We start from the raw sequence: 26,360 nt of genomic DNA, 5'->3' as shown, positions 1-26,360 counted from the left end.
CGCGTTATCCACGCTTCCTCACTTACTTAAAGTAAAAATAAATTACAAACTGCGTGTGCGACGCTTGATTAGACGTTCAGCCTCTTTCAACGCTGTCTTGATATCTTTACCTTCATCAAGCACTTCCATTAACGCGTTCTCCAAAATTATAGAACGTGCAACGTGATCGCCTTGTGCTGGGGATACTGGTTTGATATTTTGCGCAACTTCAGCAAAAAGAAGACGTGCTTTTTGTCCGCCAAGGAACTCCATCTCCTCTTGGAAAAGCTCATCGTCATACGTGGTTACGTTAGAAGGGAAGGCCGCGATAGTCTCAAAGGCACCTAGCTGAACATCACGATCAGTCGTCATGTATTCAATAAGAGCCCACGCTTCATCTGGGTTGTCCGATTGAGTTGGAATAGAAAGGAATGAACCACCCCAGCTTCCGTAGATACCATCTGGAAGGTTAGAGACTGCCCATTTACCCGCAGTATCTGGAGCCATCCAGTTTTGAAGGTGACCCAATAGCCATGCGCCAGATAATTGAGTTGCTAACGTACCGTTACGGAAGCCTTCGTACCATTCGTTAGACCAAGCCAGAATGCGGCCGTCTAAGCCTTTGTCGCGAATCTCTTTTGCTACTTCAAAAGCGTGAACAAAACGCTCTGATGTCACCACTGGGTTACCATCTTTATCAAAATAAAGGCCTTCACCCTCAGGAACCGTCGTGAAGATAATGGCTTGTGCAACATCTGATGCTGAAGCGATAAGTTGTACGTTTTGCTCTTTCAGTTTTTCACCAGCAGCGATGTATGAATCCCAATCTTTGATTGCTTCATTCACATCAATGCCCGCTTTTTCGAATACGTCGGTACGGTAGTACATAACACCTGGACCTAAGTCGACAGGGATACCATACATATCGCCGTCAGCGCCTTTGCCTTGTGCCCATGCGTAAGGTGCGAATCGTTCTTCGTACTTATCTGCACCGTAGTTTTCAGACAAGTTAACTAGGCCGCCAGAGCCCACGAATGGACCAATTTTCTCAACGTCGACAACAATCACATCACCGGCACCAGAACCCGTTGCAAGGTTAGTGGTTAGTTTCGTATGGTGGTCACCGTGGTTGTTCATAAGGTAATCAACTTTGATACCCGTTTCCTTTTCGAAATCAGGCAGTAATACCTTCAGGCTGCTATCGAAATCAGGGAAACCGTCGAAACGAATTTCTTTGTCGGCTGCATTCGCAGTTGTTGTACCTAATCCTAAAGCAACCGCGCATGAAAGCGCTAAGGTCTTAAATTTCATGTTCTATCCTTAATATTTTTATAGGGTAACTGGTAAATCCGATACCGAGTTTCTAGTGACCAACGTCGGCAGCAATTTAAAGTTCACGTCATGTTTTATTTTTTTTAGCTTCTGTAGAGTGAGCTGTACTGCTTCAACGCTCATCTCTTCAATAGGGAAATTAATGGTGGTCAAACTAGGGGTCAGATAGCGCGCGAAGATGGTGTTATCGAAGCCCACCAGTGATACATCTTTAGGAACAGACAGCCCCTCTTGATGCAACACCTCGAAGGCGCCAAATGCCATGTGATCATTCGAAGCAAATACTGCTGTGAAATGACACTTACGATTTATCAGCTTCTTCATCGCACTGATGCCAGTCTCTTCAGTAAAGCCCGCTTCCGAGACTAATGCTTCATCGTATGGCACACCCGCTTCTTCCAAGGCCTTTCGATACCCCTGCAAACGCCCCCTAGCATCTGCTTTATCTAAAGGCCCGGTAATACACGCGATATCTGTATGTCCCTTTTGCAATAGATATTGAGTAGCGAGTAGCCCCCCGACTTCGTTATCAATATCAATGCAACTCATCGCCATTTCTGGGATGAAGCGGTTAATTAAAACCACAGGGGTCCCCTGTTCTTCCAATTCAATTAAATAGTCATCACTGAGCAGTTGAGTGTGAAGAATCAAAGCATCAACACGACGCCCCAATAGAAACTCCACCGACTCGCGCTGCCCTTGTTCGGTGTTCGAGCCCGCCGCAACAACAGCGTGGTAACCAAAGCGGCGTAGGTTTTCTTCTATGCTATGCAAGATGCCTGAATAGAAAGAGCCACCAAGCTCTGGAACAACAACGCCCACACTACCAGTACGACTTGAAGCCAAAGCTTGAGCGATAGAGTTCGGGCGATAACCCAATTCTTTGATCGCTTTTTCAACCTTTAGCTTCTTGTCATGACTGACTCGGCTAGTGCCATTAATAACCCTAGACACTGTCGCCTGAGACACACCTGCATGTTCTGATACGTGTTTAATTGTTGCCACTCGAACCTCGATACTTCATTAGCTTGTAACCGCTTACAAAACGATTATTAAAGAAAGGCGTCTTGGTTGAAGTGAGTGTCATCACACTAAAGTTGGAGGTAAAAAGGCCAGTTGTGGAAATCATGAAAGCGCTTACAGATTAACTTCACGCCATGAAACTGTTTCATGAGATTATTGTTCATATTATCAAGATGGCGCTCGGTTACTTGTTCGTCAGATCAAACAAGCCCGCCTAAATCCATTTTTTGAAAACGTTATTTGATGATGAATCCGCAGCTGACGGCAATATACACGGGGAAAGTGACCTTGTTATTTCAATGGCCTTTCGAAATTGTATGAGAACGTTTCACGGTAATTTTTAGCTCAAAGCCTTTTCATCAGAAAAAACCAGATACGAAAACGCCCAGCGGAAGGCTGGGCGTGAAATCATGGAAGAAATTAACTGGCTCTAATCTTTGTGATTAGATGATTCCGCTAACTTAAACTCTTGAGTTAATGAGAATTGCTGTTGCGACATGGTTTCAAGCTGTTGACCGTGGGAAAAAAGCACTTGGGAACGTTGCGAGTTATCTTCAGCCAAGGTGTGTATCTGGCTGATATTTTGAGTGACTTGAGAGGCAACGACTTGATGCTCTGTCGTCGCGGTCGCAATTTGATGGCTTCTTTGCTCTACTTCGTTGAGAAGATCAGACACTGTCGATATCGAGTGATTAACTTCGCCGGTTTGTTCTACGCATTGAATCATCCCCTCCACGCACTGATTGATCTGTTCAACCGCCAGTTTAGAGCTAGTTTGCAACTGCTCGATCTTGTTGTGTATCTCTTGCGTTGATGCATTGGTTTTGGCTGCTAACACTCGAACCTCATCCGCAACTACAGAGAAACCACGCCCTTGTTCTCCCGCTCGCGCGGCTTCTATTGCCGCATTCAACGCCAGTAGATTGGTTTGCTCAGAGATCCCAGATATCACATCCAGAATGGATCCAATACTGGCGCTTTCGCTTTCAAGCTGACCAATGGTCGCCGTTGATTCCGCCAGCTTATTTTCTAGGCTGCCCATCAATTCGACGCTTTTATTCATGGTCTTTTGCCCATCACTGGAACTGGATACCGCTTCGGTCACTAGCGTTAGAGTTTGGTTGGCCGCCTGAGTGATCTCCGTCACTGAGCACTCAATTTGTTCCATCGCTGTCGCTACCATCACCGTTTGATTGGTTTGTTCTTGCATCGCTTCACTCAGAGAACGACTGGTGCTTTGGTTCTCAAGGGAAGCTTCCTTTAAACGTGTTGAGGAGTGGCGCATGTTGTCAATCATTTGGGTCAGGTGACTGATCACCAAATTGACTTTATCGCTCACCAAACCAAATTCATTATTGGCTTGATAGTGAACCATCACGCTCAAGTCTTTTTTGGCGACTTGGTCTAGTGCACTTTGCAGTAATTTACTTGGCTTGCGAATCCCTTTAGCGATGTTCAGCCCGATTAGCAGCGCAATAAAAACCGACCCAATAGCAATGATGGCCTGCATCAACAGTGCTTGATGAGAGAAGTCCATCGACTCGTGATATAAACGTTTAGCCGTGTCTTCCGCATACATAGAAAGCTCATCAAAATGGCTTAACTGCACATCAATAAGCTGTTCGATCTCCACTCTTTGCTGAGCAATGCTCTCATGTAGCTTCACGGTTTCCATATGCGTTGACACAGATCCTTGCGCTGAAAATACATGTGAAGCGAGCAGTGATAAAGACTGTTTACTGCGGCGTAACAAAGATGAGTCCAGATTATCCAAGTCTGATACAGCTTGTTCGAATCGCTCTTTACGACTTTGTAGACGACGTTCAACTCCACGAACCTCCGATGACGTTTGCAGAGAGAAGGCTTCATTCGCTTCTGCGGCAATCAAACTCAACTGAACCAACAAGGCTTCTACCGCTTTTTGCGTGTTACCCGAACTCGTACTCGCCAATTGATTAACCAAGGTGTTATTGAGTTGTCCTACCACAGATTGAAATTGTTCCTGCTCCATCGAACCGAGATCTTTACTATCCAAATAAGAGACGTATAAGTTCAAGGACTGCTCTACCTTATTGATGGTGGCAACGCCCGTTTCTTCAATATTTTGGAGCATGGGTTCAAGTGGTGAGCCCGATTCAGCCTTGCCATCAAACCAATTTAACTGCTGCTGATATCGCTCGATATTACTCAAAACGGTTTGTTTCAGCGGTTCGAGCTCATCAATGTAGTTGGCAGATAAATAGGGAGTAGTACTGCGATTAATGTCCAAAAAACGAATGGTGAGCGTGGAGGATTGGAGCATTAAAGGGGTGGCTTGTTGAGTTATGGTTTCGATGTGTGAGGTTATGTTCTTGTTACTGCTAATACTCAACCATGCGCTACCCAGCATGATTACTATCAGCGTGAAGAAACCTAAATAGACTCGAGACACAATGGAAGAAAGTCTCATCGTTATTCCTTGATCTAGTGGCGAAAAAAAAGGGCACAAAAATGTGCCCAAGAATGGAGTTAATTGAAACGTGCCCTAATCAATCTGCCTTTAGGGCTAAAATGGACAGTATTACGTGCTCTTAATAAGCATAGATATTTGAAAGCATGGCTCCTTGAAAATATGCCGAATTCAAAGAGCAGTGCATTCTATACCCATGATTACCACCAAGCTTCAAACATTGCGCCGAACGACAATGTATCAACATTGGTTGTCTTCACTGTGTTGCCTTTAGTTTCTACATCACCCACGGTTGTGTAGAAGCGAAGCATTGGACGGCTCCAAGGTAAGCCACCAAGTGATACGTTTTGAGACAGAGTTACTTTCCATGCGTTCTCTTCACCGTCGTCATCGTAATCAACCATGCCGTAGCCTGCTTCTAACCAAGTAGAATGGACATCATTCCATTGGTACTGTGGACGAACGATACCCGCATATTCCGTGTTCTCACGGTCTAGATCTGAGCCAGAATTGTCTTTGTAAGACACTAAGTAATCAATGATGAACTGTTCAGATGCAGCGTAGCTACCCTCAACACTTGCATACAAAGTCTGGTAATCACCTTTAAGGTCATATACCGATGAATCTGCACCGTCACCGTACTTAACAACCAACTTGTTAGACTCACCCAAGCCTAATGTTGCACCTACTAGGTATGCCGTTTCATCACTGACTTTTTGACCTGGAGTCACGACAGGCTGCATTGAATCTGTCACTGGATCGTATACGTACTCAGTCGTCGTAGACGTATCCGCTTCGCTCGATGCAAAACCGTAGTTCGCGTAAAAATCCAGATTACCAATACCAGCGTCAATACTGTGTAGCTTCGCTGTCACGGCGTATCGACCATTGTCATTTACGAGGCCGCCTTTCACTTGGCCAACAAAGCCCATATCTAGCTTAGCGCCGCCGAAATCTAAGTTGTTAAAGCCAGCGCCTTGACCATCGTGTGTCATCCAGAAGTAATCGTTCAAACCTTGTTGCGGACGTTGATGGAAGTCACGACCAGCCCACATATAAAGTTCTGGTTGGCTTTCAAATACGTTGGTTACACCTGCGTACATTTTTTTCATACTTAGGCCACCGTCGTCAGCCCAAGCGTCTGCTTCCCAGTGGTCAGCCATGAATACGACGTCCCAGATAGCGCCATTGTCAGCTTGGAAAAGCTTAGCTAGCTGAACTTCACCACCATTAGCTTCGTTACCCAAACGACCGACAGAACGACCTGTTGTACCGATGTCTACATAACGCTCATCACCACTCTTGTAATGAGCGCCGTAACGAGCATAACCAGAGAAGACGATGCCATCTGGCACCTTAGTTTCTGCTGTTAAAACCGCGGGTTGTTGATCATTAACATAATCAATATCAACAACCTTAGATTCTAACTCTTGGATTCGTTTTTCTAATGCTTCGATATTAGTATCAGCTGCAAAAGAAGAGAGTGAAGCAAGCGATGCCGCCACTGCGACCGTTATTGGCAAAAGCTTAAATTTTTGCATTGTATTTCCCTATTATTTTTTTGAGTTTTCATCGAACAGGGAAATATTAAGCAATGAAAGAGTTGAAAAGTTGGTCGCTGTTCACACTGATAAATCAGCTTAAATGCCATGAAACTTTTAGAAAATCTATGACGAAAACTACTGATTTCAGATCAACAGGTTATAGTAAAAAATGCGTAAAATATCAGCTTGAAATCGCTTTCATTTCATCAGTAATGGTGGCGGCTATCACGGAAAAGGGTGTCGAAAAGCAAAGAGAACGAGGTGTGAATTTGATTGGTTTTCATATATATGAAAAACCTCAAAATCTAAGGCAGATTTTGAGGCTTTTTGGTCTGAGTTAAATACCCAGTTATCTAAAATCAAGTATTCGCTACAATGAATCTAGAGACTCAATTCCCATATTGAACAGGGTAAATGCGTAGATATCAGCAGTGAGGTCGATAGCTTTACTCAACGGCATACCTGCCCCATGCCCTGCATTAACATCAATACGAATCATCACAGGCGCGCCACCTTCATGCTTATCTTGCAGCTCTGAAATGAATTTATAAGAGTGAGCTGGCACCACACGGTCGTCGTGATCAGCGGTCGTAACCAGTGTTGCTGGGTAATCGACACCTCGTACAACGTTATGAACCGGGGAGTAACCCAGCAGGTATTCGAACATCTCTTTATTTTGCGCTGACGTGCCGTAATCGTACGCCCAGCCTTCGCCAGACGTGAATGTGTGGTAACGCAACATGTCCAAAACCCCAACCGCAGGTAAAGCCACTTGGAACAGCTCAGGCCTTTGTGTCATGCAAGCGCCTACCAACAAACCGCCGTTAGAACCGCCGCGAATCGCTAACTTATCGCTGCAGGTGTAGTTTTCTTCGATTAAGAACTCCGCAGCAGCAATGAAGTCATCAAATACATTCTGTTTTTGTTGTTGTGTACCGGCTTTGTGCCACGCCTTACCGTATTCGCCACCACCACGTAAGTTCGGCACTGCATACACACCACCAAGTTCCAGCCAACTGCCCACCGTTCCCGAGAAGGAAGGGGTTAGGCTAACGTTAAAGCCACCATAGGCGTACAACATGGTTGGATTATTACCATCTAACACTAATCCCTTCTTATAAGAGATAAGCATCGGGACCTTGGTGCCATCCTTCGAGGTATAGAAGACTTGTTTAGACTCAAATTGATCCGACTCAAACGGAGACTCAGAGCGTTGGTAGATTTCAGAGCTTCCAGATTCAACATCAAAAGAGAAAATCGTTGGCGGCGTTACATAGTTGGTAAAGGTGTAATAAAGCTCGGTTTGCTCGTTTTTTCCACCTAAGCCACTGGCCGTTCCGAGACCAGGTAAGTGGATTTCACGAACCAGATTGCCTTGGTAATCCAACTGCTCAATCTTAGACACCACATCGACCATGTAGTGGGCAAACAAGTAACCACCACCCGTGCTGATATCTAACGGCTGTGGCTTTTCAGGAATGATATCGAGCCACTGTTGACTGCTAGTATCAAAGCTCACCACCTTGCCATTAGGCGCATCGAGATTGGTGTATAGAATGAAGGTCTCATCTTGGTTATCGATGAGATAAGTGTCGCTATCCACATGATCAATCAGCGTGTTCAGCGATTGTTCTGGTGAATTTAAATCGATATAGAACAGCCTGTTACCCGATGTCGACTCTCGCCCTAGAATGATCAAGTAACGGTCGTCTTCGGTGGTGTAACCCGACACATAGCGGTGCTGCTCAGCGTTGTTCTCGCCAAAAACCACCTTGTCGCTAGCTTGCTCTGTACCCAACTCATGGAAGTAAAGTTTGTGCTGTTCGGTACGTGCAGAAAGCTGGCTACCGTCTGGCTTATCGTAACTAGAGTAATAAAAGCCACGATTACCCAACCAAGAAATGCCGGTAAATTTAGCGTCGGTGATTTCGGCTTCAAGCTGCTGTTTAGTCTCGGTATCGATAACAAAGATCTTACGCCAGTCGCTACCACCCTCGGAAATACTGTACGCCACTAGGCTGTAATCTTTAGAAAACGACACCGAACCCAGTGATGTAGTGCCATCTTCCGAGAAGGTATTCGGATCTAGGAAAATTTCTTCTTGTTGCCCTTCTTTGTGACGATAGAGAATGCTGTGATTTTGCAGGCCATCGTTCTTATAGAAGTAGGTGTAATCTCCTCGTACCAACGGCTGCGAGCTCTTTTTGTAGTCTTGCGCTTTCGCCAATCGCTCTCGCAGGTCATCACGATACGGAATTTGAGCAAGGTAATCGAACGTGACTTCATTTTGGCTCGCCACCCACTGCGCGGTTTCGTCGCTTCTGTCGTCTTCTAACCAGCGATAAGGGTCTTCAACTATGTGATCAAAATAGTCATCGCTGACGATCTGTTTGTTGGTGACTGGATATTGATACTCTTTTAAATAGCTCATCGTGATCCTTATTAAAAATAATGTGAAATCGTCAGGTAACGCGTTCTGATGTGTTCAATCAATAACTTAATCTTGTTCGGTGGCTGACGAGTGAACGGGTACACTGCATAGATGCCCAGTTTTTTGCCGACTAAGTCAGGGAAGATGTCCACCAGCTGGCCGTTACGAATGTCGTGATAAACCAGACAGCGCGGTACATACGCGACCCCATGACCGCCCAACGCCGCCTTTCTTAATGCCGTCGCATTATCGGTAGAAAAAGAGCCCGAGACGCGCACTATGTATTTATCGTTATCGGTAAAGCCATCTTTGCTATGCAGAAATTGCCACTCACTGGCACCCGTTGTTTGATAAGCGTATTGCAGACAATTGTGCTCAACCAAATCCTTGGGCTGCATCGGCTTACCATTCTTAGCGATATAAGACGGAGAAGCACATACCACCCATTGAGAGTCCAAGATATGACGGGCAATTAAACTGGAGTCTTCCAAGTAGCCGGTTCTAATCACTAAGTCGAGGCCATCATCAACCAGATCCACAAAGCGATTGTTAAGAGACATATCGACCGTTAAACCTGGGTGCATATTACAAAACTCGGCAACAGCGTCTGCGAGAATCAAATCTCCGGAGATAGTAGGTACTGACATTTTGATATGACCACTAACATTTTCACCAAAGCCTGAAACTGCGTCCATAGCCTCTTGAGCCGCCTGCTTCACATTTTTGGCGCTGTGTAACATTGCCTTACCTGCCTCAGTCAGCGTCAATTTACGCGTGGTTCGATACAATAGCTGCACGCCAATCTCTTCTTCCAAACGCGCAATTCTCTTACTAACTACCGAATTTGTAAGGTTATTTTGTTCTGCCACCTTACTAAAACTGCCCAGCTCTACTACCTGTGAAAACAGGATCAAATCGTCTGCTCGCATTTGATTATGCCAATTTTGGAATTAATTATTTTCATTATTTCCCTATATCAATAAAAAATAAAGGGGTAAATTCACGCCAAATTAACAAAACAATTACAAAAACAGCTTTTGCAATCACATCGGTTACAAATAAAGCGACTCTAATTACAACAATTGAATCCTCGAGATTCAGATTACACCTACAAAACTAATGACGTGTTATTCACTTCAAACATGAACGTTTGAAAACAAGTACGAGGAAGTACCCATGAGTGAAACTCTACTAGCATTATTGGCCTTTTCGCCAATAGTTGTTGCAGCGATTCTGCTGGTTGGCCTTAACTGGCCTGCAAAAAAAGCGATGCCCGTGGCATTTGCGTTAACCGTTGCTATCGCCCTATTCGCATGGGATATGTCTAGCACTCGCGTGCTGGCTTCAGTATTCCAAGGCTTCGGCATTACCGTGTCGGTTCTCTGGATTGTGTTTGGCGCCATCTTCTTATTAAACACTTTGAAACACACCGGAGCTATCACCACCATCCGCAACGGATTTACTGACATATCAGCAGACCGTCGTGTACAAGCGATCATCATTGCTTGGTGTTTTGGTTCATTCATTGAAGGTGCATCTGGCTTCGGCACACCGGCTGCCATCGCTGCACCACTATTGGTTGCTATCGGCTTCCCAGCGCTGGCTGCGGTATTGATGGGCATGATGATTCAATCTACGCCGGTATCGTTCGGCGCGGTTGGTACACCTATCATCGTTGGCGTAAACAAAGGTTTGGATACGCACAACATCGGTGAAAGCCTGATTGCCAATGGTTCAACATGGGATGCTTACCTACAACAGATCACATCAAGTGTTGCAATCATCCACGCCTGCGTTGGTGTGATGATTCCTGTATTGATGGCGATGATGCTGACTCGTTTCTTTGGTAAGAACAAAAGCTGGACTGAAGGCCTTGATATCCTGCCATTCGCACTGTTCGCAGGTGCCGCTTTCACTATTCCTTACGCACTAACAGGTGTTTTCTTGGGTGCTGAGTTCCCATCACTGATTGGTGGTTTGGTTGGCCTTGCGATTGTTGTAACAGCAGCAAAACGCGGCTTCCTAGTACCTAAATCAAAATGGGATTTTGAGAGCGAAGACAAGTGGCCAGCAGAATGGTTAGGTTCTTTGAAAATCGACCTTGATGACAACAATTCAAACGGTAAGCAAAGCCATAAAAAAATGAGCATGGCGATGGCATGGGCACCTTACGTGTTGCTCGCTGTCACTCTAGTTGCTAGCCGTGTTAGCCCTGAGTTCAAAGGCCTGCTTAAGAGCGTTAGCCTTTCATTCAGCAACATCCTTGGCGAGACAGGCGTAAGTACAGCGATTCAACCTCTGTATCTACCTGGCGGTATCTTGGTATTCGTCGCACTGGTTGCTGTTCTAATGCAATCACGCAGCGCAACACCACTGGCTAAAGCCTTTGGTGAGTCGAGCAAAACTCTAATAGGCGCTGGCTTTGTGTTGGTGTTCACCATCCCAATGGTTCGTATCTTCATTAACTCTGGCGTGAACGGCGCTGATTTAGCAAGTATGCCAGTAACCACTGCAAACTTTGCAGCTGACCTAGTCGGCGGCGCATTCCCAGCGTTAAGTGCCACGGTGGGTGCGTTAGGTGCCTTCATTGCAGGTTCGAACACAGTTTCAAACATGATGTTTAGCCAGTTCCAATTCGAAGTAGCACAAACTCTGTCGATCTCTAGTGCTGTGGTTGTTGCTCTGCAAGCCGTTGGTGCTGCAGCAGGTAACATGATTGCGATTCACAACGTGGTAGCCGCATCGGCGACCGTAGGCTTGTTAGGACGTGAAGGCGCAACACTACGTAAGACTATCATCCCAACGTTCTACTACTTGGTGATGACCGGAATCATCGGCCTAGTGGTTATCTACGGCTTCAAAATGACAGACGCACTTATGTAAACCATAAGTCGTTACAAAAGCACTTGGCGTTAATACTCAATTCCCCGACTGTAACACCGTCTAATAAGACAGTTGATGAGTTTCGGAATGGATACTAAAACACATCAACACCCCCGAGTATTAACGCCATTTTATTGCTTGTCTGTTTCACTGTTTATTTGCTTCATAGATTAATTGCTTCACAGGTTATTTTATTTATCGATGAGTTGCTTCACCGATTAATAAACAACAAACACTTACTTTTCAAGAATTAAAGCAGCCCAAGCCAAGCTCTCACAGAAGGGCAACATCCCAAGAATTTAGGACTGAAATTATGATCATATCCGCATCGACTGATTACCGCGCAGCAGCAAAAGCGAAATTACCACCGTTTCTTTTCCACTATATTGACGGCGGTTCTTACGGTGAACATACCCTACGCCGCAACACGGCCGATCTTGCAGAGATCGCGCTCAAGCAGCGTGTCCTCAATGACATGTCAGATCTGAATTTGGAAACTGAGCTGTTTGGCGAAAAGCTGGCGATGCCAATTGCCTTAGCTCCGGTTGGCCTAACAGGTATGTACGCACGACGTGGCGAAGTACAAGCCGCAAAAGCCGCAGACAACAAAGGCATCCCTTTTACCATGTCGACCGTATCGGTATGCCCGATCGAAGAAGTCGCACCTAAGATTGAGCGCCCAATGTGGTTCCAACTTTACGTGCTAAAAGATCGCGGCTTCATGAAGAACGTATTGGAACGTGCAAAAGCGGCTGGCGTGACAACACTGGTCTTTACGGTAGACATGCCTGTACCCGGCGCTCGCTACCGTGACATGCACTCAGGAATGAGTGGTCCAAATGCAGCAATACGTCGTGTATTCCAATCTATGCGTCATCCTAGCTGGGCGGTTGATGTTGGCCTACTCGGCAAGCCGCACGATCTTGGCAACATCTCGACTTACCGCGGCTCTCCAACCAAACTGGAAGACTACATCGGTTGGTTGGGTGACAACTTCGACCCGTCGATTTCATGGAAAGACCTAGAGTGGATCCGTGATTTCTGGGATGGCCCAATGGTCATCAAAGGCATTCTTGATGAAGAAGATGCAAAAGACGCCGTGAGATTTGGCGCAGACGGTATCGTAGTTTCAAACCACGGTGGTCGTCAGCTTGATGGCGTTCTATCAAGTGCTAAAGCCTTACCTGCAATTGCTGATGCAGTAAAAGGCGACACCAAGATTCTGGTCGACTCTGGTATTCGTACTGGCTTAGATGTAGTTCGTATGATGGCGATGGGCGCAGACTGCACCCTACTTGGCCGTTCTTTCGTCTACGCGTTAGCGGCACAAGGACAAGCAGGCGTTGAGAATCTACTCGACCTGTACGACAAAGAGATGCGTGTTGCGATGACTCTAACTGGCGCTAAGACAATCAAAGACTTAACCCGTGAATCATTGGTAGGGCTAGATTAATCGGCCACGACTCAGGCTCAGATTCGGACTAATGCTTTGGTCTACTTAGACTGAAGTTCAATCGGTGTCACAGCAATTCCACTGCCGTTGTGACACCGTTTAAAAACAAATCAGTGCCAAATAAGAAGCACAAGGAAGCAAAGATGGAGACAACCACATCCCATGAGCGAGTAGTAGACGCACAAGCTTATCAGCAGCTTGAATCGATACTGGCTCAAAAAATAGAAACAGAACGCATTGTCACTCAAGAGGCAAAGCGATTGGCTTACGGCACCGATGCGAGTTTTTATCGCTTGGTGCCGAAAATGGTTCTGAGGCTGAAAAACTTAGACGAAGTCATATTCACCATTCAAAGCTGTCGTGAACTCGGTATCCATTTTACTTTCCGTGCAGCAGGCACCAGTCTGTCAGGGCAAGCCGTTTCAGACTCGGTACTCATCACTCTAACCGATGACTGGCGTGGCCACGAAATCGTCGATAACGGTAATCAAATCATCCTTCAACCGGGTGTGATTGGCGCTGATGCCAACAAATATCTTGCCCCTTTCCAACGTAAAATCGGCCCAGATCCAGCCTCTATCAATACCTGTAAAATCGGTGGTATTGCGGCGAATAACGCCAGTGGTATGTGTTGTGGTACCGCGCAAAACTCTTATCGCACCGTCGAGAGCATGAAAATCGTATTGAGTGATGGCTCCCTGCTTGATACGGCTGATAACGCCAGCGTTGAGGCGTTCAAGCAATCACACAAAGAACTGTTTGAAGGCATTGTTGAATTACATCAACAGACAGCTTCAAACCAAAAACTTGCAGACAGAATCCGCCACAAATACCGCCTAAAAAACACCACTGGCTATGCTCTGAATGCTTTGGTCGATTACCACGACCCAATTGAGATCATCAAACACCTGATGATTGGCTCTGAAGGCACGCTAGGCTTCATCGCAGAGATCACCTACAACACGGTTATCGAACACCCGAACAAAGCTTCAGCGCTGTTGGTGTTTGCCGACATCGAACAAGCAAGCAAAGCCGTGACTACGCTATCAAAAACGCCCGTTGCTGCGGTGGAATTGATGGACGGCAGAGCGCTGCGTTCAGTGGCTGATAAACCAGGTATGCCTGCATTCATGCCGAGCTTAGATTTAGAAGCCGCGGCTATTTTGGTGGAATCACACGCCAGCTCCCAGCAGGACTTAGATTTACAATGTAAATCAATTTTGGACGCATTGACTGAATACACGATTGTTGAATCGGTCCCTTTCACCTCCGATCCAAAGACAGTCGCAACCCTATGGGGCATCCGAAAAGGCATGTTCCCTGCTGTTGGAGCCGTTCGTGAAGTTGGCACAACCGTTATCATCGAAGACGTGGCTTTCCCTGTCGAAAACCTCGCTAACGGCATTCGAGAGCTGCAAGAGCTGTTCGACAAATACGACTACAGCGAAGCGATCATTTTCGGCCATGCCCTCGAAGGCAACCTGCATTTTGTGTTTACTCAAGGCTTCGATAGCCAAGAAGAGATCGACCGTTACGGCGGATTCATGGATGACGTTGCCGAGCTGGTTGCAGTGAAATACCAAGGTTCTCTGAAAGCAGAACACGGTACTGGCCGTAACATGGCGCCTTATGTGGAATTGGAATGGGGCAAAGATGGCTATGCCTTAATGCAACAGATCAAAGCACTGTTCGACCCAGAAAGGCTGCTTAACCCCGGCGTTATCATCAACGATAATCCAAATTCACACATCACAGACCTAAAGCCGATGCCTGCTGCCGATGACCTTGTCGACCGCTGTATTGAATGTGGCTTCTGTGAGCCTGTTTGTCCGTCTCGTACCTTAACCCTATCGCCACGCCAACGTATCGTGCTGTACCGCGAGCTACAACGCCGCCGTGCCGCAGGTGAAGAAATAGAAGCAAGCGAGCTAGAGAAAACCTTCGAATACCAAGGTATCGATACCTGCGCCGCAACAGGCCTGTGTGCCGAGCGCTGCCCAGTGGGAATCAACACCGGCGACTTGATTAAGAAACTTCGTATTGCCAAGTACGAGAAATTTACGCCAATCGCGAAGTGGACAGCGGATCATTTCTCGACCACCACCAAGCTGACCAAGGCTGGCCTCAAAACCAACCAAGTGGCGAGCAAAGTTTTAGGCGCCAACACGGTTGGCAAGCTAACCAACGGCCTGCGCTCAGTGACCAAAGGCGCGACACCGGTTTGGATGCCTGAGATGCCGCAATCCAATAGCCATTCTCTCGTCTCATCACCAGTGACGGCAGAATCCTCAAGCAATCATAAAAAGGTGGTTTACCTGCCTTCGTGTGCGAGTCGAACTATGGGACAACAGAGTGATGCGGGCGACCAACGTCCTCTTACTGAAGTGACCATGTCTTTGCTCAACAAAGCCGGATTTGAGGTAATACTGCCGAAGAAGCTAGACGACCAATGTTGTGGCATGCCTTACGACAGCAAAGGCATGGCCGACTTAGCTCAATCGAAAGCACAACAACTCGAAGAAGTGTTATGGCAAGCGAGTCGTCAAGGTGAATACCCAGTATTAATGGATACCAGCCCATGTGCTAAACGCAGTATTGAACAGTTCACCAAACCGTTAGAGGTATTAGAGCCGACAGGGTTTGTGAACAAATACTTGCTTGAACATCTGACACTTGAGCCGCTGCAAGAAACCGTGATGCTGCATGTGACTTGTAGCTCTCGTCGAATGGGTTTGGAAGGCGCTATGTTAAGCCTTGCTAAAGCCTGTACCGAAGAGGTCATCGTTCCAGAGCATATTCAATGTTGTGGCTGGGCGGGTGATAAAGGTTTTACCACTCCAGAGCTGAATGAAGCGGCGGTACACCCACTCAAGGAACAAGTGCCGAGCAACTGCACTCGTGGATTCAGCAACAGCCGAACCTGTGAGATTGGTTTATCACATCACAGTGGCATTCCGTATCAATCAATCTTGTACTTGGTGGACGAAGTCGCGCAGTAGCTTCACTCTTAGTACAGAGCAATTTGCTCCCACTTAAAACGAAAATGGCAGCCCAATCAGGCTGCCATTTCTTTATTCGGTTATTTGACGGATGTTACTGAGCTAGGTATTACGAAGCTAGTGGTTACAGATCTAACGCCTAGACAGCTAAGCGCATCAACTCTTCTGGTGAGTAGTGCTCTGCTTCTGCGCCTTTGGCGATTAAGTCGATCACTTGGAACTCACTCATATCACCGAACTCTTTAACTAAGTAATCACGAAACGCTTTCTCATTCGGCCACTTACCTCGCACGATATAGCCCTCTTCTTTGTCAAAATCTTCCGTTTCAAAGAAGGAAAAGTCGGTCATACCAATATTGTGGCAATACAAAACAAGATACATAATTATTCCTCAAAAACGGGGTTACTAATAAAAACTCACAGGGAGGTAGAAATCAAGCTCAAACACTTCATCACTGTTGAGAAAGTGATTCTGATGATAATGCACATACGCAGGAGTCGAACGCTGTTTGAAACCAGAAGCCGGCAACCATTTTTCCAATACCATACTGATCTGTGGTAGCAGCTCACCATAACGACCATTAAGTCGAAACACCGCATGCAAACCGCCTGGAATCACCATTTGGTTAACCACACTGCGATACTTAATCGGCTCATCAATCGCGATACAGGCTACATAGCGACACTGATCCATTTCAACCCAAGCAGGGTTAGAGTGATGCAAACCAAACTGACTCGAAAAATCACGCTGTTCAGAGTTCGCCCATGCTTTCAATATCAACCAAGCATTGCGAATGGAGCGGTTATAGCCCGTATGTCGAACATAAGCTGCCATTCGGTCTGATACTTCAACAATTTTAGGTTCCGGCAACTCCCGCTGCGACACATTCAAATAACCCGCCGCTACTTCGGGATCTTTCAAATAGGGTTTTTCTGCTATCTGTAAATCATGCTTACGCCATTCTCCGGGCGACATATTAAAAGTCGCTTTAAACGCTCGGCTAAACGAAGACACAGAGCTAAAGCCGCATTTATGGGCGATCTCAACCACAGACGAGCTGGTATCGAACATTAATTGATTGGCCGCATACTCCATTCGGGTACGTCGAATGTACTGATGCAACGACTCCCCAACCACACTTTTGAACGTGCGATGAAAGTGTTGCTCTGAATACGCAGCAATCTCAGAGAGCGCTTTTGCCGACAAAGGCTGACTGATGTCTTGGTGAATATGGAACAAAACATCATTGATTCGGGATATATGTTGTCGTGACATTTTTCAAATAGCATAAATGGACATGTTTATGAGCATAAACGGACACGCTAGTTTTTACAATTGCCGTGTAATATCAAGCGATAGAATAAAAACGATAAACGACGAGACACAACACATGGAAATCGCACAGTCATTACAACAGATTCAATCTTCATACATTCGAGAGATCCTCGCAGCCGCAAGCGATCCAAATGTCATCTCATTGGCCGGTGGTTTACCGGACGAGAAAACATTCCCTATCGATTTAATGAAGCCAACGCTAGAAAACCTAGCGAACATGCCTGAAGTTTTCCAATACGGCTCGACTGCCGGTTACGGCCCGTTGCTTGATCACCTTACGCAAAGCTACCAATTGCCAGAGACTCACACAGCAATGATCTGTACCGGTTCTCAGCAAGGTCTCGACTTAATTGCACGAGCATATGTTGATCCGAATGATGTGGTTGTGATGGAAGCGCCAAGCTACTTGGGTGCGATGCAAGTGTTTGGTCTAGTTCAAGCGAACATTGTGACTGTGTCTCAAACAGAATTTGGCCCAAATCTAGACGAACTAGAAACGTGCTTTGCAGAGCAATCACCGAAAATGTTCTACGCCGTGCCTGATTTTCACAACCCAACCGGCGTGTGCTGGGCAACAGAAACTCGTCAAAAAGTGGCTGAGCTGTGTATCAAATACAACGTGGCATTCATTGAAGATGCACCATACCGAGAGCTACGCTTTACAGGCACAGAGCTGCCAATGGTTTCTTCGTTCTGCCCTGATAACTCTATCGTTCTTCGTTCATTCTCTAAGATTGCATCGCCAGGTCTACGTATTGGCGCGGTAACAGGTAAACGCAGCTACCTTGAGCCACTAATCAAAGTGAAGCAAGGCGCGGACTTACACTCAAGTATACCAATGCAAGCGCTGCTTGTTGGTCTTCTAAAACATGAAGATTTCAACCTGCACATGGAAAATATTCGTACCCTTTACAAGTCTCGTTATGAAGTGCTGTTTTCAGAGCTAGAAAAACAGCTGCCTACTGACTGTGTATTAAAATCCGTTGATGGCGGAATGTTCATTTGGGTTGAAATCCCAGAGTGCGACACTTTTGAATTAGCTAAGACTTTGCTATCGAATGGCGTCGCGGTAGTACCAAGCCCAGTCTTCTATCCAAAGGCAGATGAAGCAAAAGCCGCACTGCGCTTGAACTTCACCAACGCCAACCCAGAAGAATTAACCGAAGCGGTAAAGCGCTTAGCGGAAGTACTTAACCCAGCGTAATCGCTGACCGCTTTGGTGATTGCCTGAGCGGCTTATTGCCGAGAAAGCCGCAACGAATCAGCATTAAGGGTCAATGTCATTCTCAACAAGAGAGTCACATTGGCCTTAATTTTAGGTCGCTATAAAACACAGAAAGGACATCACTTTGCCTCATTGTATTATCGAACACTCATCCACTATTGATGGTCAGCAACTCAATCAGAAAGTGTTTCTCGGCGCGATGGAATCTCAATTGTTCTCACCAACAGGAGAAGACATCAAAGTACGCAGCCTTGCCTACCAGCATTACCAAACAGGTGAAGTAAAAGAAGACTTCGTGCATGTCTCTGTGCGTATTTTGTCTGGGCGTAACGAAAGCATTAAAACGATGCTCTCCAAGTCCATTTTGGATCAATTACTGACTCTTCCACTATCCAATGCTTCGCTGACCGTAGAGATCATTGATATAGACACAAGTAGCTATTCAAAAGCCTTAGTTTAAAGGCAAGTCACAAACGAACAGCCCCTCAAATAGAGTATTTTCAAAGCATTAGTTAGACAGCATGGAGCAATAAATGGAAGTGGTGATTGGTAACAACCCTGAATTGATAATGAAAGCACAATCCATTCGTCATCAAGTCTTCGTTGTTGAACAAGGCATACCGCAGATATTGGATCTTGATGGGCTCGATCCTGTCTCACATCATGCACTCATGACCGATGAAGATAATTTAGTCGCGACTGCACGCTTGCACATTGATGAATCAGGACACTCAACTATGGCGCGTGTTGCTGTTCTACAGCCTTATCGAGGATCTGGTATCGCATCTAAAATTGTTATAGCACTTCTAAAACATGCCTCTGAACATGGTGCTAAAGTAATTGAAATCCACGCTCATCAATACCTAAAAAATTACTATGAAAAGTTTGGCTTTAAGTTCATTCGTGAAGTAGAAATCGTCGGGGAACACCAGCTCATTGAAATGAGATACAACATAAGTTCGTAGCCAAATATTCAATAAACAACAAGATATCACTACTTATCTGAGCTGAAACTGTTTATCAAATAGCTACCATTTTCACCCACCTAAAACCACACTGATAACAATGCTAAATAGCCCTACTTTTGGTTGGTTTTTGTCCTTCCTTGGCTTGGTTATACTGCGGCGGATTTTAATAAGCCAATATGGGCAAACCTGAGTAAATCAAACTCAGTCTGTATCATAAAAGGCAACCGCTCTGGATTTACGTTCCAGCTCGCAGAAAGGAAAAACCATGTCTCAATATGTTGTATGTGCTCTGTATAAATTCGTAGCACTTGATGATTACCAAGAAATTCGCCAGCCACTCACTGACGTGTTAGAAGCCAACCAAATCCGCGGTACTTTGCTACTTGCGAGTGAAGGTATCAACGGCACCGTTGCAGGTAAGCGCGAATCTATCGACGCTCTTCTTAAATGGTTCAAACAAGATTCTCGTTTGGCTGATGTTGTTTACAAAGAGTCGTTCAACGAAGAACAACCATTCAACCGCACCAAGGTTAAGCTTAAGAAAGAGATCGTAACCATGGGCGTTGAGGGTATCGACCCACGCCACGTTGTCGGCACTTACGTGAAACCAAACGAATGGAACGCTCTGATTTCTGATCCTGATGTGATTCTGGTTGATACTCGCAACGACTACGAAGTCGATATCGGTACATTCAAAAATGCTGTAAACCCAAACACAGAAACCTTCCGTGAATTCCCTCAATACGTTGAAGACAATCTCGATCCTAAGAAACACAAAAAAGTCGCAATGTTCTGTACTGGCGGTATTCGTTGCGAAAAATCAACGGCCTACATGAAAGAGCAAGGCTTTGATGAGGTTTACCACCTTGAAGGCGGCATTCTTAAGTACCTAGAAGAAGTACCAGAAGAAGAGAGCATGTGGGAAGGCGACTGCTACGTATTTGATGGTCGTGTTGCAGTAAACCACCAGCTAGAGAAGAGCGGCTACGACGTGTGTAACGCGTGTCGTTTGCCAATCACTGACGAAGACAAAGCCTCTGAGCACTTCGAGAAAGGCGTAAGCTGCCCTAAGTGTATTGATAAGCACAGCGACGAGCAAAAAGCCCGTTTCCGCGAACGTGAAAAGCAAGTTCAACTGTCGAATGCTCGTGGCGAAACCCACGTAGGTGGTGAAGCCGCTCACCTTATCGATCAACGTAAGAAAGAAAAGCTTGCACACAAAGAGCAGCAACGCTCTGGTAAGAAAGCGAAGTAGTTTTTAGTATTACGAAAATAACAAAGGGCATCAGCGAATCCACAATGGAACGTTAATGCCCTTTTTTGATCCTGTTCTCGCTTTGTGTTTTGAGCCACATTTCTTTCGATAAATTGCTTCTATACTGTTAATAATCCGACTAGAGAGGAAGTGCCAATGCTCAATGAAAACCATGCCTTTATCTTAGATTTCCCAGATCTTAAATTAGACATTGTTCAGCTCAACCACGACGACGAAAAATTCAAAGCAGACATGCAGAAATACCACCAACTCGACTACGACATCCGTCAGCTAGAAATCTCTGGCAGCCCTATCGATGACGACAGCATGCACAACCTCAAAGTTGAACGCATGGCGCTAAAAGACTCGCTACACAAACAGCTCACGCGCCACCACGCACTTAAGATCGTATAGAAAAATCAATCCAAGACTTTATTCTAAGCCATGCATCACGCATGGCTTTTTGGTTTTATCACATCGCAAATCTAAGCTAATTCGGCTTCTTCAATTATGTTACTGTTTGCTTATTCAAAGGCGTTTGATAAGGAAGCAATCAGAGTGGTAATCAAAGAAGAGAATATACAATTCCAGCTCGTTTCAAATTCTGAATTCGAAGAACGGTTTACGTGTGTTAAACAAAGTCTTTTCATACACGTCGATAGTGTTTTCGGTTGGGATGACGACTTCCAACGCCAACGACTTTTAAACGATTACCATCCCTCTTGGTTTCATTGGGTATACCGAGGAAAAGAGAGGATTGGACTTGTGTGTTTTAAGCCTTATGACAACGCATACCATATTCATCTGCTGATCATTTTCCCTCAATACCAAGATCAATCTCTTGGTAAAAAAGTCATGTCACTCATCCACGAAAAAGCCCATCAAGAGCAACGAAACCAAGTCACTCTGTCGAGCTTTAGAAGTAACACCCGCGCCATTCGCTTTTATCAGTCACTTGGCTATCAGGTTATTGATGACAGTGATGAAGATTTTGTGGGGATGGCTCTCAACCTAGCTAACTCTCAGTCTCGCTAACCATAGAGAAAATACAGATAGCGAGTAGGTAGAGAGCGTTTACTTTAGCGCGCGCTTGAAATATCTAACTTCTCAATCAACGACGGAAAGCCCCAACCGTTCTCGCCTTCGACCACAGGTTCTCCGGTCAAATACTCAAACAGCGTTGGCGCTAAAGATCCGTTAGCTTCGATTTTCAGTTGCTGAGAGTTATCGCCAATTGGCGCTCCCCAGAATCCGATGAAAGCATCTTTCTCTAAGTAATCCTCACCAGCATGACGCCCCGGTACCTTGGTGTTGTAGCCAATTCCCGCTTTAGGGAACAAGTTAACCGTGCCAGCCCTATCTTCAAGGTAGATATTAGCCAGTTGATTCACTGAATCTGGTCGAGGTGTTGGTTGCGTTAATGAAGTCCACTCAGCACTGCTACACCACGTTGTCACATCCGCTTTAACCGCTCGGTTAATACACTTTTCTACCAATTGAGAATATTGTGAAAAATCAGCTTCGCTTGGTGATGCTAGGTATGGGTTTAACCTTTGCGTATTGAGCAAAATCGGCGCTCGGTTGTCTTCCAATGACTCATAGAAAAGCTTGTCACCTTCACGTGTGATCAATTCATCAACCCGTTTTAAATCACGGTTGCCAATCACACGAACAGCGCAACGTTGTTGATCACATGTGCTTTCTCTTACGACCATATAATCAAGACTTTCAGGCAAGCGCTGCGCTATCTGATTAATGATGTCTATGTTCTGACCATCTGGCGCTGCAATCGGAGACCACTGCGTGAGTTCTTGGTAAACCGGCTGAACCTGCCACCCTTGAGCCGAATTAAAGAAGTCCATCATGAAATTACCACCAGCAGTAGAGGCGACCACCACATCCAATTCCTTCGAGCTTGGGTAGCTTAGAGCATTGGTGATTTTAGGCCCTTCACCCTCGTCTGAAGATATCTTCTTAACCACAATTGGATACTCTAGCTCTGCTTGTAAGCCTTCAAATACCTGCTTTTCGGGATTGAGCGCGTAGAACACCGGCGTTAAACCATGATCCCCAGCTATGCCCCATAGCGTTTTATCGTAAACGCCTGCGCTGCTATAGGTCGCTTCAATCTGACGAATCCAATAGTCCAGTCGATTGAGCTCTCCAGTCGGCATCAGAATTTCGTCACTAAAAGGACCGGTAAAGTGCGCGAAATGATCCGGCCATGGGTTATACACCAAGGTGTAGTCTGGCATCCCTTTTCCATCTAACTCGGAAAACTGAGTGATCGACTGTTTAACCAGAGCTCTCTTCGAAAACTTAGTGAAAAAATCAAAGCTAAATATAGACTGATACGCCTCAATATCTTCAATCAAGGCTTGACGCTTTTCTTGCAAAACCACTTCGACTTCTGAACGTTCTTGAAGCTCTTTAACGCAGCGTTTCTCACCATAATCACGCAGTGACTCACCCAAACCTAGGTTTACTAGCCCGTCGTAAGTCGTGTGAGCATTCCAATCGTATTGGGCGTTGCAGTTCAACGTTTTCAGGTAATCAAGGCGATCAAACATGGTCTGCACCTTGTTGTTTGCCATCAACACATCCAACTGCAGGGCATCATTACCAAAGAAGTAATACGCTCGGTCGATCTCTCGGTCAACAAAGTGAAAATTAGGGATACCAGTGCCACCTTGCCCCGAGACTTTCGCGCCCGTTTTAATGATCGGTAGGTTGCGTACACTGATTGTCGGAGTAGAAGAGATACCTACTCGACTTATATTATTTCGATTTTCTTGATAGAGTTTTTTGAAGAACGGAAGATAATTCGGATCACGGTAGGTTTGTTCAGACAGAACTTCCATGAACCTCACCTGTTGTTGATGCTCAGGCTCAATCACCGTTTCTAACTTAGGTTTGTATTGCGTTCGGTTTTTATGATTTTGGTAAGCAACCGAGATGAATGGCGCGCTTTCATCGACCAACCCCTCAATCAACCCTTGCTGTAAACCATCGACGGTCACTTGGACCGCAAAGCGCTTGTGCTGTTGGGATTCTAAGAACTGAATGAGCGCATCTGGCTGGTCACTGAACGCTTGCTGCATCCAATCATCGAGCGCTTCTGCACGTTCTTCTTTAAACACAAATTGACGGTAGGCTTTCAGCAAGTTTAAGCGCACAAAATCAATAAGCGTGATGGTAAGAGCTTGTGCTTTGTTATTCGGCTTATCAGCGTTTTCTGGTTTACCATCTTCTGCAATCGCCAACATTGCAGACTTCATATCGCCGTCATCCATTCCCAATGCCGCTTTATCGATCAAATCAACGATGATCGGTTGAATCTGAGCGATGATCGCTAGATCTTCAGAGCTATTGGTTAAGTATGTGTAATTCGCAGGGAGCGTGTCCATATCCTGCCAAACACCAATTTCGAATAACGCATCGTAGATAACCACCATGTTGGCAATGAACTGTTCATCGATACGAATACCTTCATGATGCCCCGTTGCTTCAGTCGAGGTATCTGGCTCATGATGCTCTGAGGTTGGCTTATCTCCAACATGATAGAGGCTATGTTCAAAGCCCTTTAATGCCTGCTCATCATAAACCGTCGACAAGTAAGATTTGAATACATCTTCACTGCCCAAGCCTGAATAGCGGTCGTAATAACTATAAAGAAAATAACCCAAAGGAATTGAGTACGTCGGGTTGGATAACTGAGCAACGACTCTGGCTTTTGTTTTGACATCTAAAGGGAGAGCGAGAATATACGCATCTAATGTAACGCCACCAATCGTGAAAAGAGCCGCATCACGAGTGAGTTTGGCAGAGTAACTTAGGCTTGAAAGCACCTGATTTTTCAACACTTCACTGGAGCTAAACACGCCACCAATGACGGGCGTTGTTGATATATCAGCCGCACTCGGAGCTGACGCAACCGCCAACGATAAGACACTGAATAAACTGGCGTAACTGCGAACGTGAGAATAAGAGCTCATCAAATTTCCTTTAGATCAACACACTTCTATAAATACGACTTATTGTTTCAGTTTGCATTTATTAGTCAACCTATGAAAACGTTTGTTTTCTGATTCAAAGAGCTCTTATTGTTATGAAATGTTCATTCTTACTAATATCTCTACGACTTTACCGCGTACCCAAAGCCCGAAAGCTTTCTAATGTTAGACGACAACTATTCCCTTAATTAAACGCCCTAGCCACTCGTCCTTTACTGCTCAATTCGTAATGACCAATATAGGCTGGAATAAATACCGATTGTCCTTTAGTGAGGGTTAAGTGCTCGCCTTTCTGACTCATTAGCGTTAAATCATCATCTATGGCCATTAAAATTTCAGCACCGCTTGTGATGACTTCTTCTTGCTGTGGGCAATGAAAAATATTGAAACTAAAATCGATGACCGGGATGTCATAGCTATCACATTGCCCCAGTTTTGACGGCGCTAACAACAAGCGATCAAACGGGATTGGCGAAAACTCTGTACACGCCACTAACTCAGCGACATCAATGTGTTTTGGCGTTAAACCTGCTCGCAGCACGTTGTCTGAATTTGCCATAATCTCGAGCCCGGTTCCCTTAATGTAAGCGTGCGGAGTGTTCGCATTCAAATACATCGCTTCACCTGGCTTTAGTGTGATCAAGTTAAGCAGCAGAACACAAAACAAACCGATATCGTTCGGGTACTGATGGCTAAGCTCAGTAACCAAAGCAAACTCAGCTTGATCTTGGTGAGCGGCTGCGTGAGTCAGAAGTTGCTCTAATGCTCGGTGTTTACGTTGGTCATTCAGCGTTAACAGATCGCGGAAAAACGCTTCTAAGCCAAGAGAATCAATATTGTTACCAAACTCTTCAACCAAGCCAGCCAGCTCGCTCGAATCCAATTTTCTGAACAGACCCAATATTTCATCGAACTCTCGAAAGCCATTCATCGCTTGATATTCAGTGATCGCGTAAACCAATTCAGGTTTGTGGTTCGAGTCTTTGTAATTGCGATGCCCTGCGTTTAGGGGAATTCTTGCTTGCTCTTCTCTCGCAAAGCCAATTTCAGCTTGGCGCTTGTTTGGGTGAACCTGAACAGACAGCGCTTTTTCTGCTGCCAAGATCTTAAACAAGAACGGTAGCTCACCGAACTCCTGCGCAATATCAGTAGATAGATAAGCGGGTTTATTCTTGTTAATCAGCTCAGATAGAGGCACCAAATGTTGGTCAAGCTTGACCATTGAGCAGCCCTTCGGATGTGCTCCCATCCAGACTTCCGCTTGCGGCTCTTGTGACTCATTCTTAAAGCCAAACAGCTCACGTATCGAAGAAATACTCCCCCATGCATAATTTTGGATGGTGTTTTCCATTGGGAAAAATGAGTGTTCTGAGAAGTGGCTGAGTGACATGGCGTTTTCCATAGTGAGCCCTTTGAACATAATTCAGAGAGCTGATTTCTAATAACGTAAATAATTAGAAAGACTACAGA

Annotated in this window: 20 protein-coding genes; 10 read left to right on the top strand and 10 right to left on the bottom strand. The window is 45.5% G+C overall.

The genetic code is table 11. The features are described 5' to 3' along the window. Nucleotides 1-42 precede the first annotated feature (42 nt). From L3V33_RS06785 to L3V33_RS06770, 4 genes are all read right to left on the bottom strand, one after another. Entirely contained in the window at nucleotides 43-1,290 is a 1,248-nt protein-coding gene (locus L3V33_RS06785) for an extracellular solute-binding protein (protein WP_171314248.1), read from the bottom strand. Between the two features lie 18 nt (nucleotides 1,291-1,308). Further along, nucleotides 1,309-2,316 carry a LacI family DNA-binding transcriptional regulator gene (locus L3V33_RS06780; protein ID WP_054546146.1) on the bottom strand — a complete coding sequence of 336 codons (1,008 nt, stop codon included), beginning with the start codon at nucleotides 2,314-2,316 and terminating at the stop codon, nucleotides 1,309-1,311. A 448-nt stretch (nucleotides 2,317-2,764) separates the two neighbouring features. Beyond that, a complete protein-coding gene (locus L3V33_RS06775) occupies nucleotides 2,765-4,783 on the bottom strand; it encodes a methyl-accepting chemotaxis protein (RefSeq protein WP_065206437.1) in 2,019 nt (672 codons plus the stop codon). A 200-nt stretch (nucleotides 4,784-4,983) separates the two neighbouring features. After that, on the bottom strand, nucleotides 4,984-6,324 hold the full coding sequence (locus L3V33_RS06770; RefSeq protein WP_237290045.1) for a carbohydrate porin: 1,341 nt from the start codon (nucleotides 6,322-6,324) through the stop codon (nucleotides 4,984-4,986). 53 nt (nucleotides 6,325-6,377) lie between these two features. Between L3V33_RS06770 and L3V33_RS06765 the strand changes: the two genes are divergently transcribed. Further along, nucleotides 6,378-6,668, top strand: a complete 291-nt coding sequence (locus L3V33_RS06765; RefSeq protein WP_054546144.1) for a hypothetical protein — start codon at nucleotides 6,378-6,380, stop codon at nucleotides 6,666-6,668. A gap of 29 nt (nucleotides 6,669-6,697) precedes the next feature. Here the strand turns inward: L3V33_RS06765 and L3V33_RS06760 are convergent, their stop codons facing one another. Together L3V33_RS06760 and L3V33_RS06755 are read right to left on the bottom strand one after the other, a co-directional pair. After that, entirely contained in the window at nucleotides 6,698-8,758 is a 2,061-nt protein-coding gene (locus L3V33_RS06760) for a prolyl oligopeptidase family serine peptidase (protein WP_237290044.1), read from the bottom strand. A gap of 11 nt (nucleotides 8,759-8,769) precedes the next feature. Next, a complete protein-coding gene (locus tag L3V33_RS06755; protein ID WP_171307384.1) occupies nucleotides 8,770-9,687 on the bottom strand; it encodes a LysR family transcriptional regulator in 918 nt (305 codons plus the stop codon). 247 nt (nucleotides 9,688-9,934) lie between these two features. Here L3V33_RS06755 and L3V33_RS06750 point away from each other — a divergent pair, with 247 nt between their 5' ends. The 3 genes from L3V33_RS06750 (at nucleotide 9,935) to L3V33_RS06740 (ending at nucleotide 16,093) form a co-directional block, all read left to right on the top strand. Beyond that, entirely contained in the window at nucleotides 9,935-11,641 is a 1,707-nt protein-coding gene (locus L3V33_RS06750) for an L-lactate permease (protein ID WP_237290043.1), read from the top strand. Nucleotides 11,642-11,954: 313 nt separating this feature from the next. Further along, nucleotides 11,955-13,094: an FMN-dependent L-lactate dehydrogenase LldD gene (gene lldD, locus L3V33_RS06745; RefSeq protein WP_010432610.1), complete on the top strand. Its 1,140-nt coding sequence runs from the start codon at nucleotides 11,955-11,957 to the stop codon at nucleotides 13,092-13,094. A gap of 143 nt (nucleotides 13,095-13,237) precedes the next feature. Beyond that, nucleotides 13,238-16,093, top strand: coding sequence for an FAD-binding and (Fe-S)-binding domain-containing protein (locus L3V33_RS06740; protein ID WP_237290042.1), 2,856 nt, complete (start codon nucleotides 13,238-13,240; stop codon nucleotides 16,091-16,093). A gap of 139 nt (nucleotides 16,094-16,232) precedes the next feature. On the opposite strand, the gene L3V33_RS06735 is transcribed toward L3V33_RS06740, so the two are convergent. Next, entirely contained in the window at nucleotides 16,233-16,475 is a 243-nt protein-coding gene (locus tag L3V33_RS06735) for a hypothetical protein (protein WP_237290041.1), read from the bottom strand. Between the two features lie 24 nt (nucleotides 16,476-16,499). Continuing rightward, entirely contained in the window at nucleotides 16,500-17,369 is an 870-nt protein-coding gene (locus L3V33_RS06730) for a helix-turn-helix domain-containing protein (RefSeq protein WP_171310987.1), read from the bottom strand. A 115-nt stretch (nucleotides 17,370-17,484) separates the two neighbouring features. Between L3V33_RS06730 and L3V33_RS06725 the strand changes: the two genes are divergently transcribed. The 6 genes from L3V33_RS06725 to L3V33_RS06700 all read left to right on the top strand — a co-directional run bounded on the left by L3V33_RS06725 (nucleotide 17,485) and on the right by L3V33_RS06700 (nucleotide 21,912). Beyond that, complete coding sequence (locus L3V33_RS06725; protein ID WP_237290040.1) at nucleotides 17,485-18,633, top strand: PLP-dependent aminotransferase family protein; 1,149 nt, start codon at nucleotides 17,485-17,487, stop codon at nucleotides 18,631-18,633. A 145-nt stretch (nucleotides 18,634-18,778) separates the two neighbouring features. Further along, on the top strand, nucleotides 18,779-19,114 hold the full coding sequence (locus tag L3V33_RS06720; RefSeq protein WP_114634350.1) for a 5-carboxymethyl-2-hydroxymuconate Delta-isomerase: 336 nt from the start codon (nucleotides 18,779-18,781) through the stop codon (nucleotides 19,112-19,114). Nucleotides 19,115-19,187: 73 nt separating this feature from the next. After that, nucleotides 19,188-19,619 (top strand): GNAT family N-acetyltransferase, encoded by a 432-nt coding sequence (locus L3V33_RS06715; protein WP_114634351.1) that lies wholly within the window; start codon nucleotides 19,188-19,190, stop codon nucleotides 19,617-19,619. Nucleotides 19,620-19,887: 268 nt separating this feature from the next. Next, the gene (locus tag L3V33_RS06710; RefSeq protein WP_017085031.1) at nucleotides 19,888-20,877 is read left to right on the top strand and encodes a rhodanese-related sulfurtransferase; all 990 of its coding nucleotides are present in this window, start codon (nucleotides 19,888-19,890) and stop codon (nucleotides 20,875-20,877) included. Between the two features lie 156 nt (nucleotides 20,878-21,033). Next, nucleotides 21,034-21,291: a YdcH family protein gene (locus L3V33_RS06705; RefSeq protein ID WP_010432560.1), complete on the top strand. Its 258-nt coding sequence runs from the start codon at nucleotides 21,034-21,036 to the stop codon at nucleotides 21,289-21,291. A 96-nt stretch (nucleotides 21,292-21,387) separates the two neighbouring features. After that, nucleotides 21,388-21,912 carry a GNAT family N-acetyltransferase gene (locus L3V33_RS06700; protein WP_237290039.1) on the top strand — a complete coding sequence of 175 codons (525 nt, stop codon included), beginning with the start codon at nucleotides 21,388-21,390 and terminating at the stop codon, nucleotides 21,910-21,912. 44 nt (nucleotides 21,913-21,956) lie between these two features. On the opposite strand, the gene L3V33_RS06695 is transcribed toward L3V33_RS06700, so the two are convergent. Then, a complete protein-coding gene (locus tag L3V33_RS06695; RefSeq protein ID WP_237290038.1) occupies nucleotides 21,957-24,872 on the bottom strand; it encodes an alkaline phosphatase family protein in 2,916 nt (971 codons plus the stop codon). 202 nt (nucleotides 24,873-25,074) lie between these two features. Continuing rightward, nucleotides 25,075-26,280 carry a mannose-6-phosphate isomerase, class I gene (gene manA, locus L3V33_RS06690; RefSeq protein ID WP_237290177.1) on the bottom strand — a complete coding sequence of 402 codons (1,206 nt, stop codon included), beginning with the start codon at nucleotides 26,278-26,280 and terminating at the stop codon, nucleotides 25,075-25,077. Nucleotides 26,281-26,360: the final 80 nt, after the last annotated feature.

Source organism: Vibrio sp. A2-1, from assembly GCF_021728355.1.
Lineage (GTDB): Bacteria > Pseudomonadota > Gammaproteobacteria > Enterobacterales > Vibrionaceae > Vibrio > Vibrio splendidus_K.
Note: the sequence above shows the minus strand (reverse complement) of the source record. Positions and strands in the feature narration are given on the sequence as shown.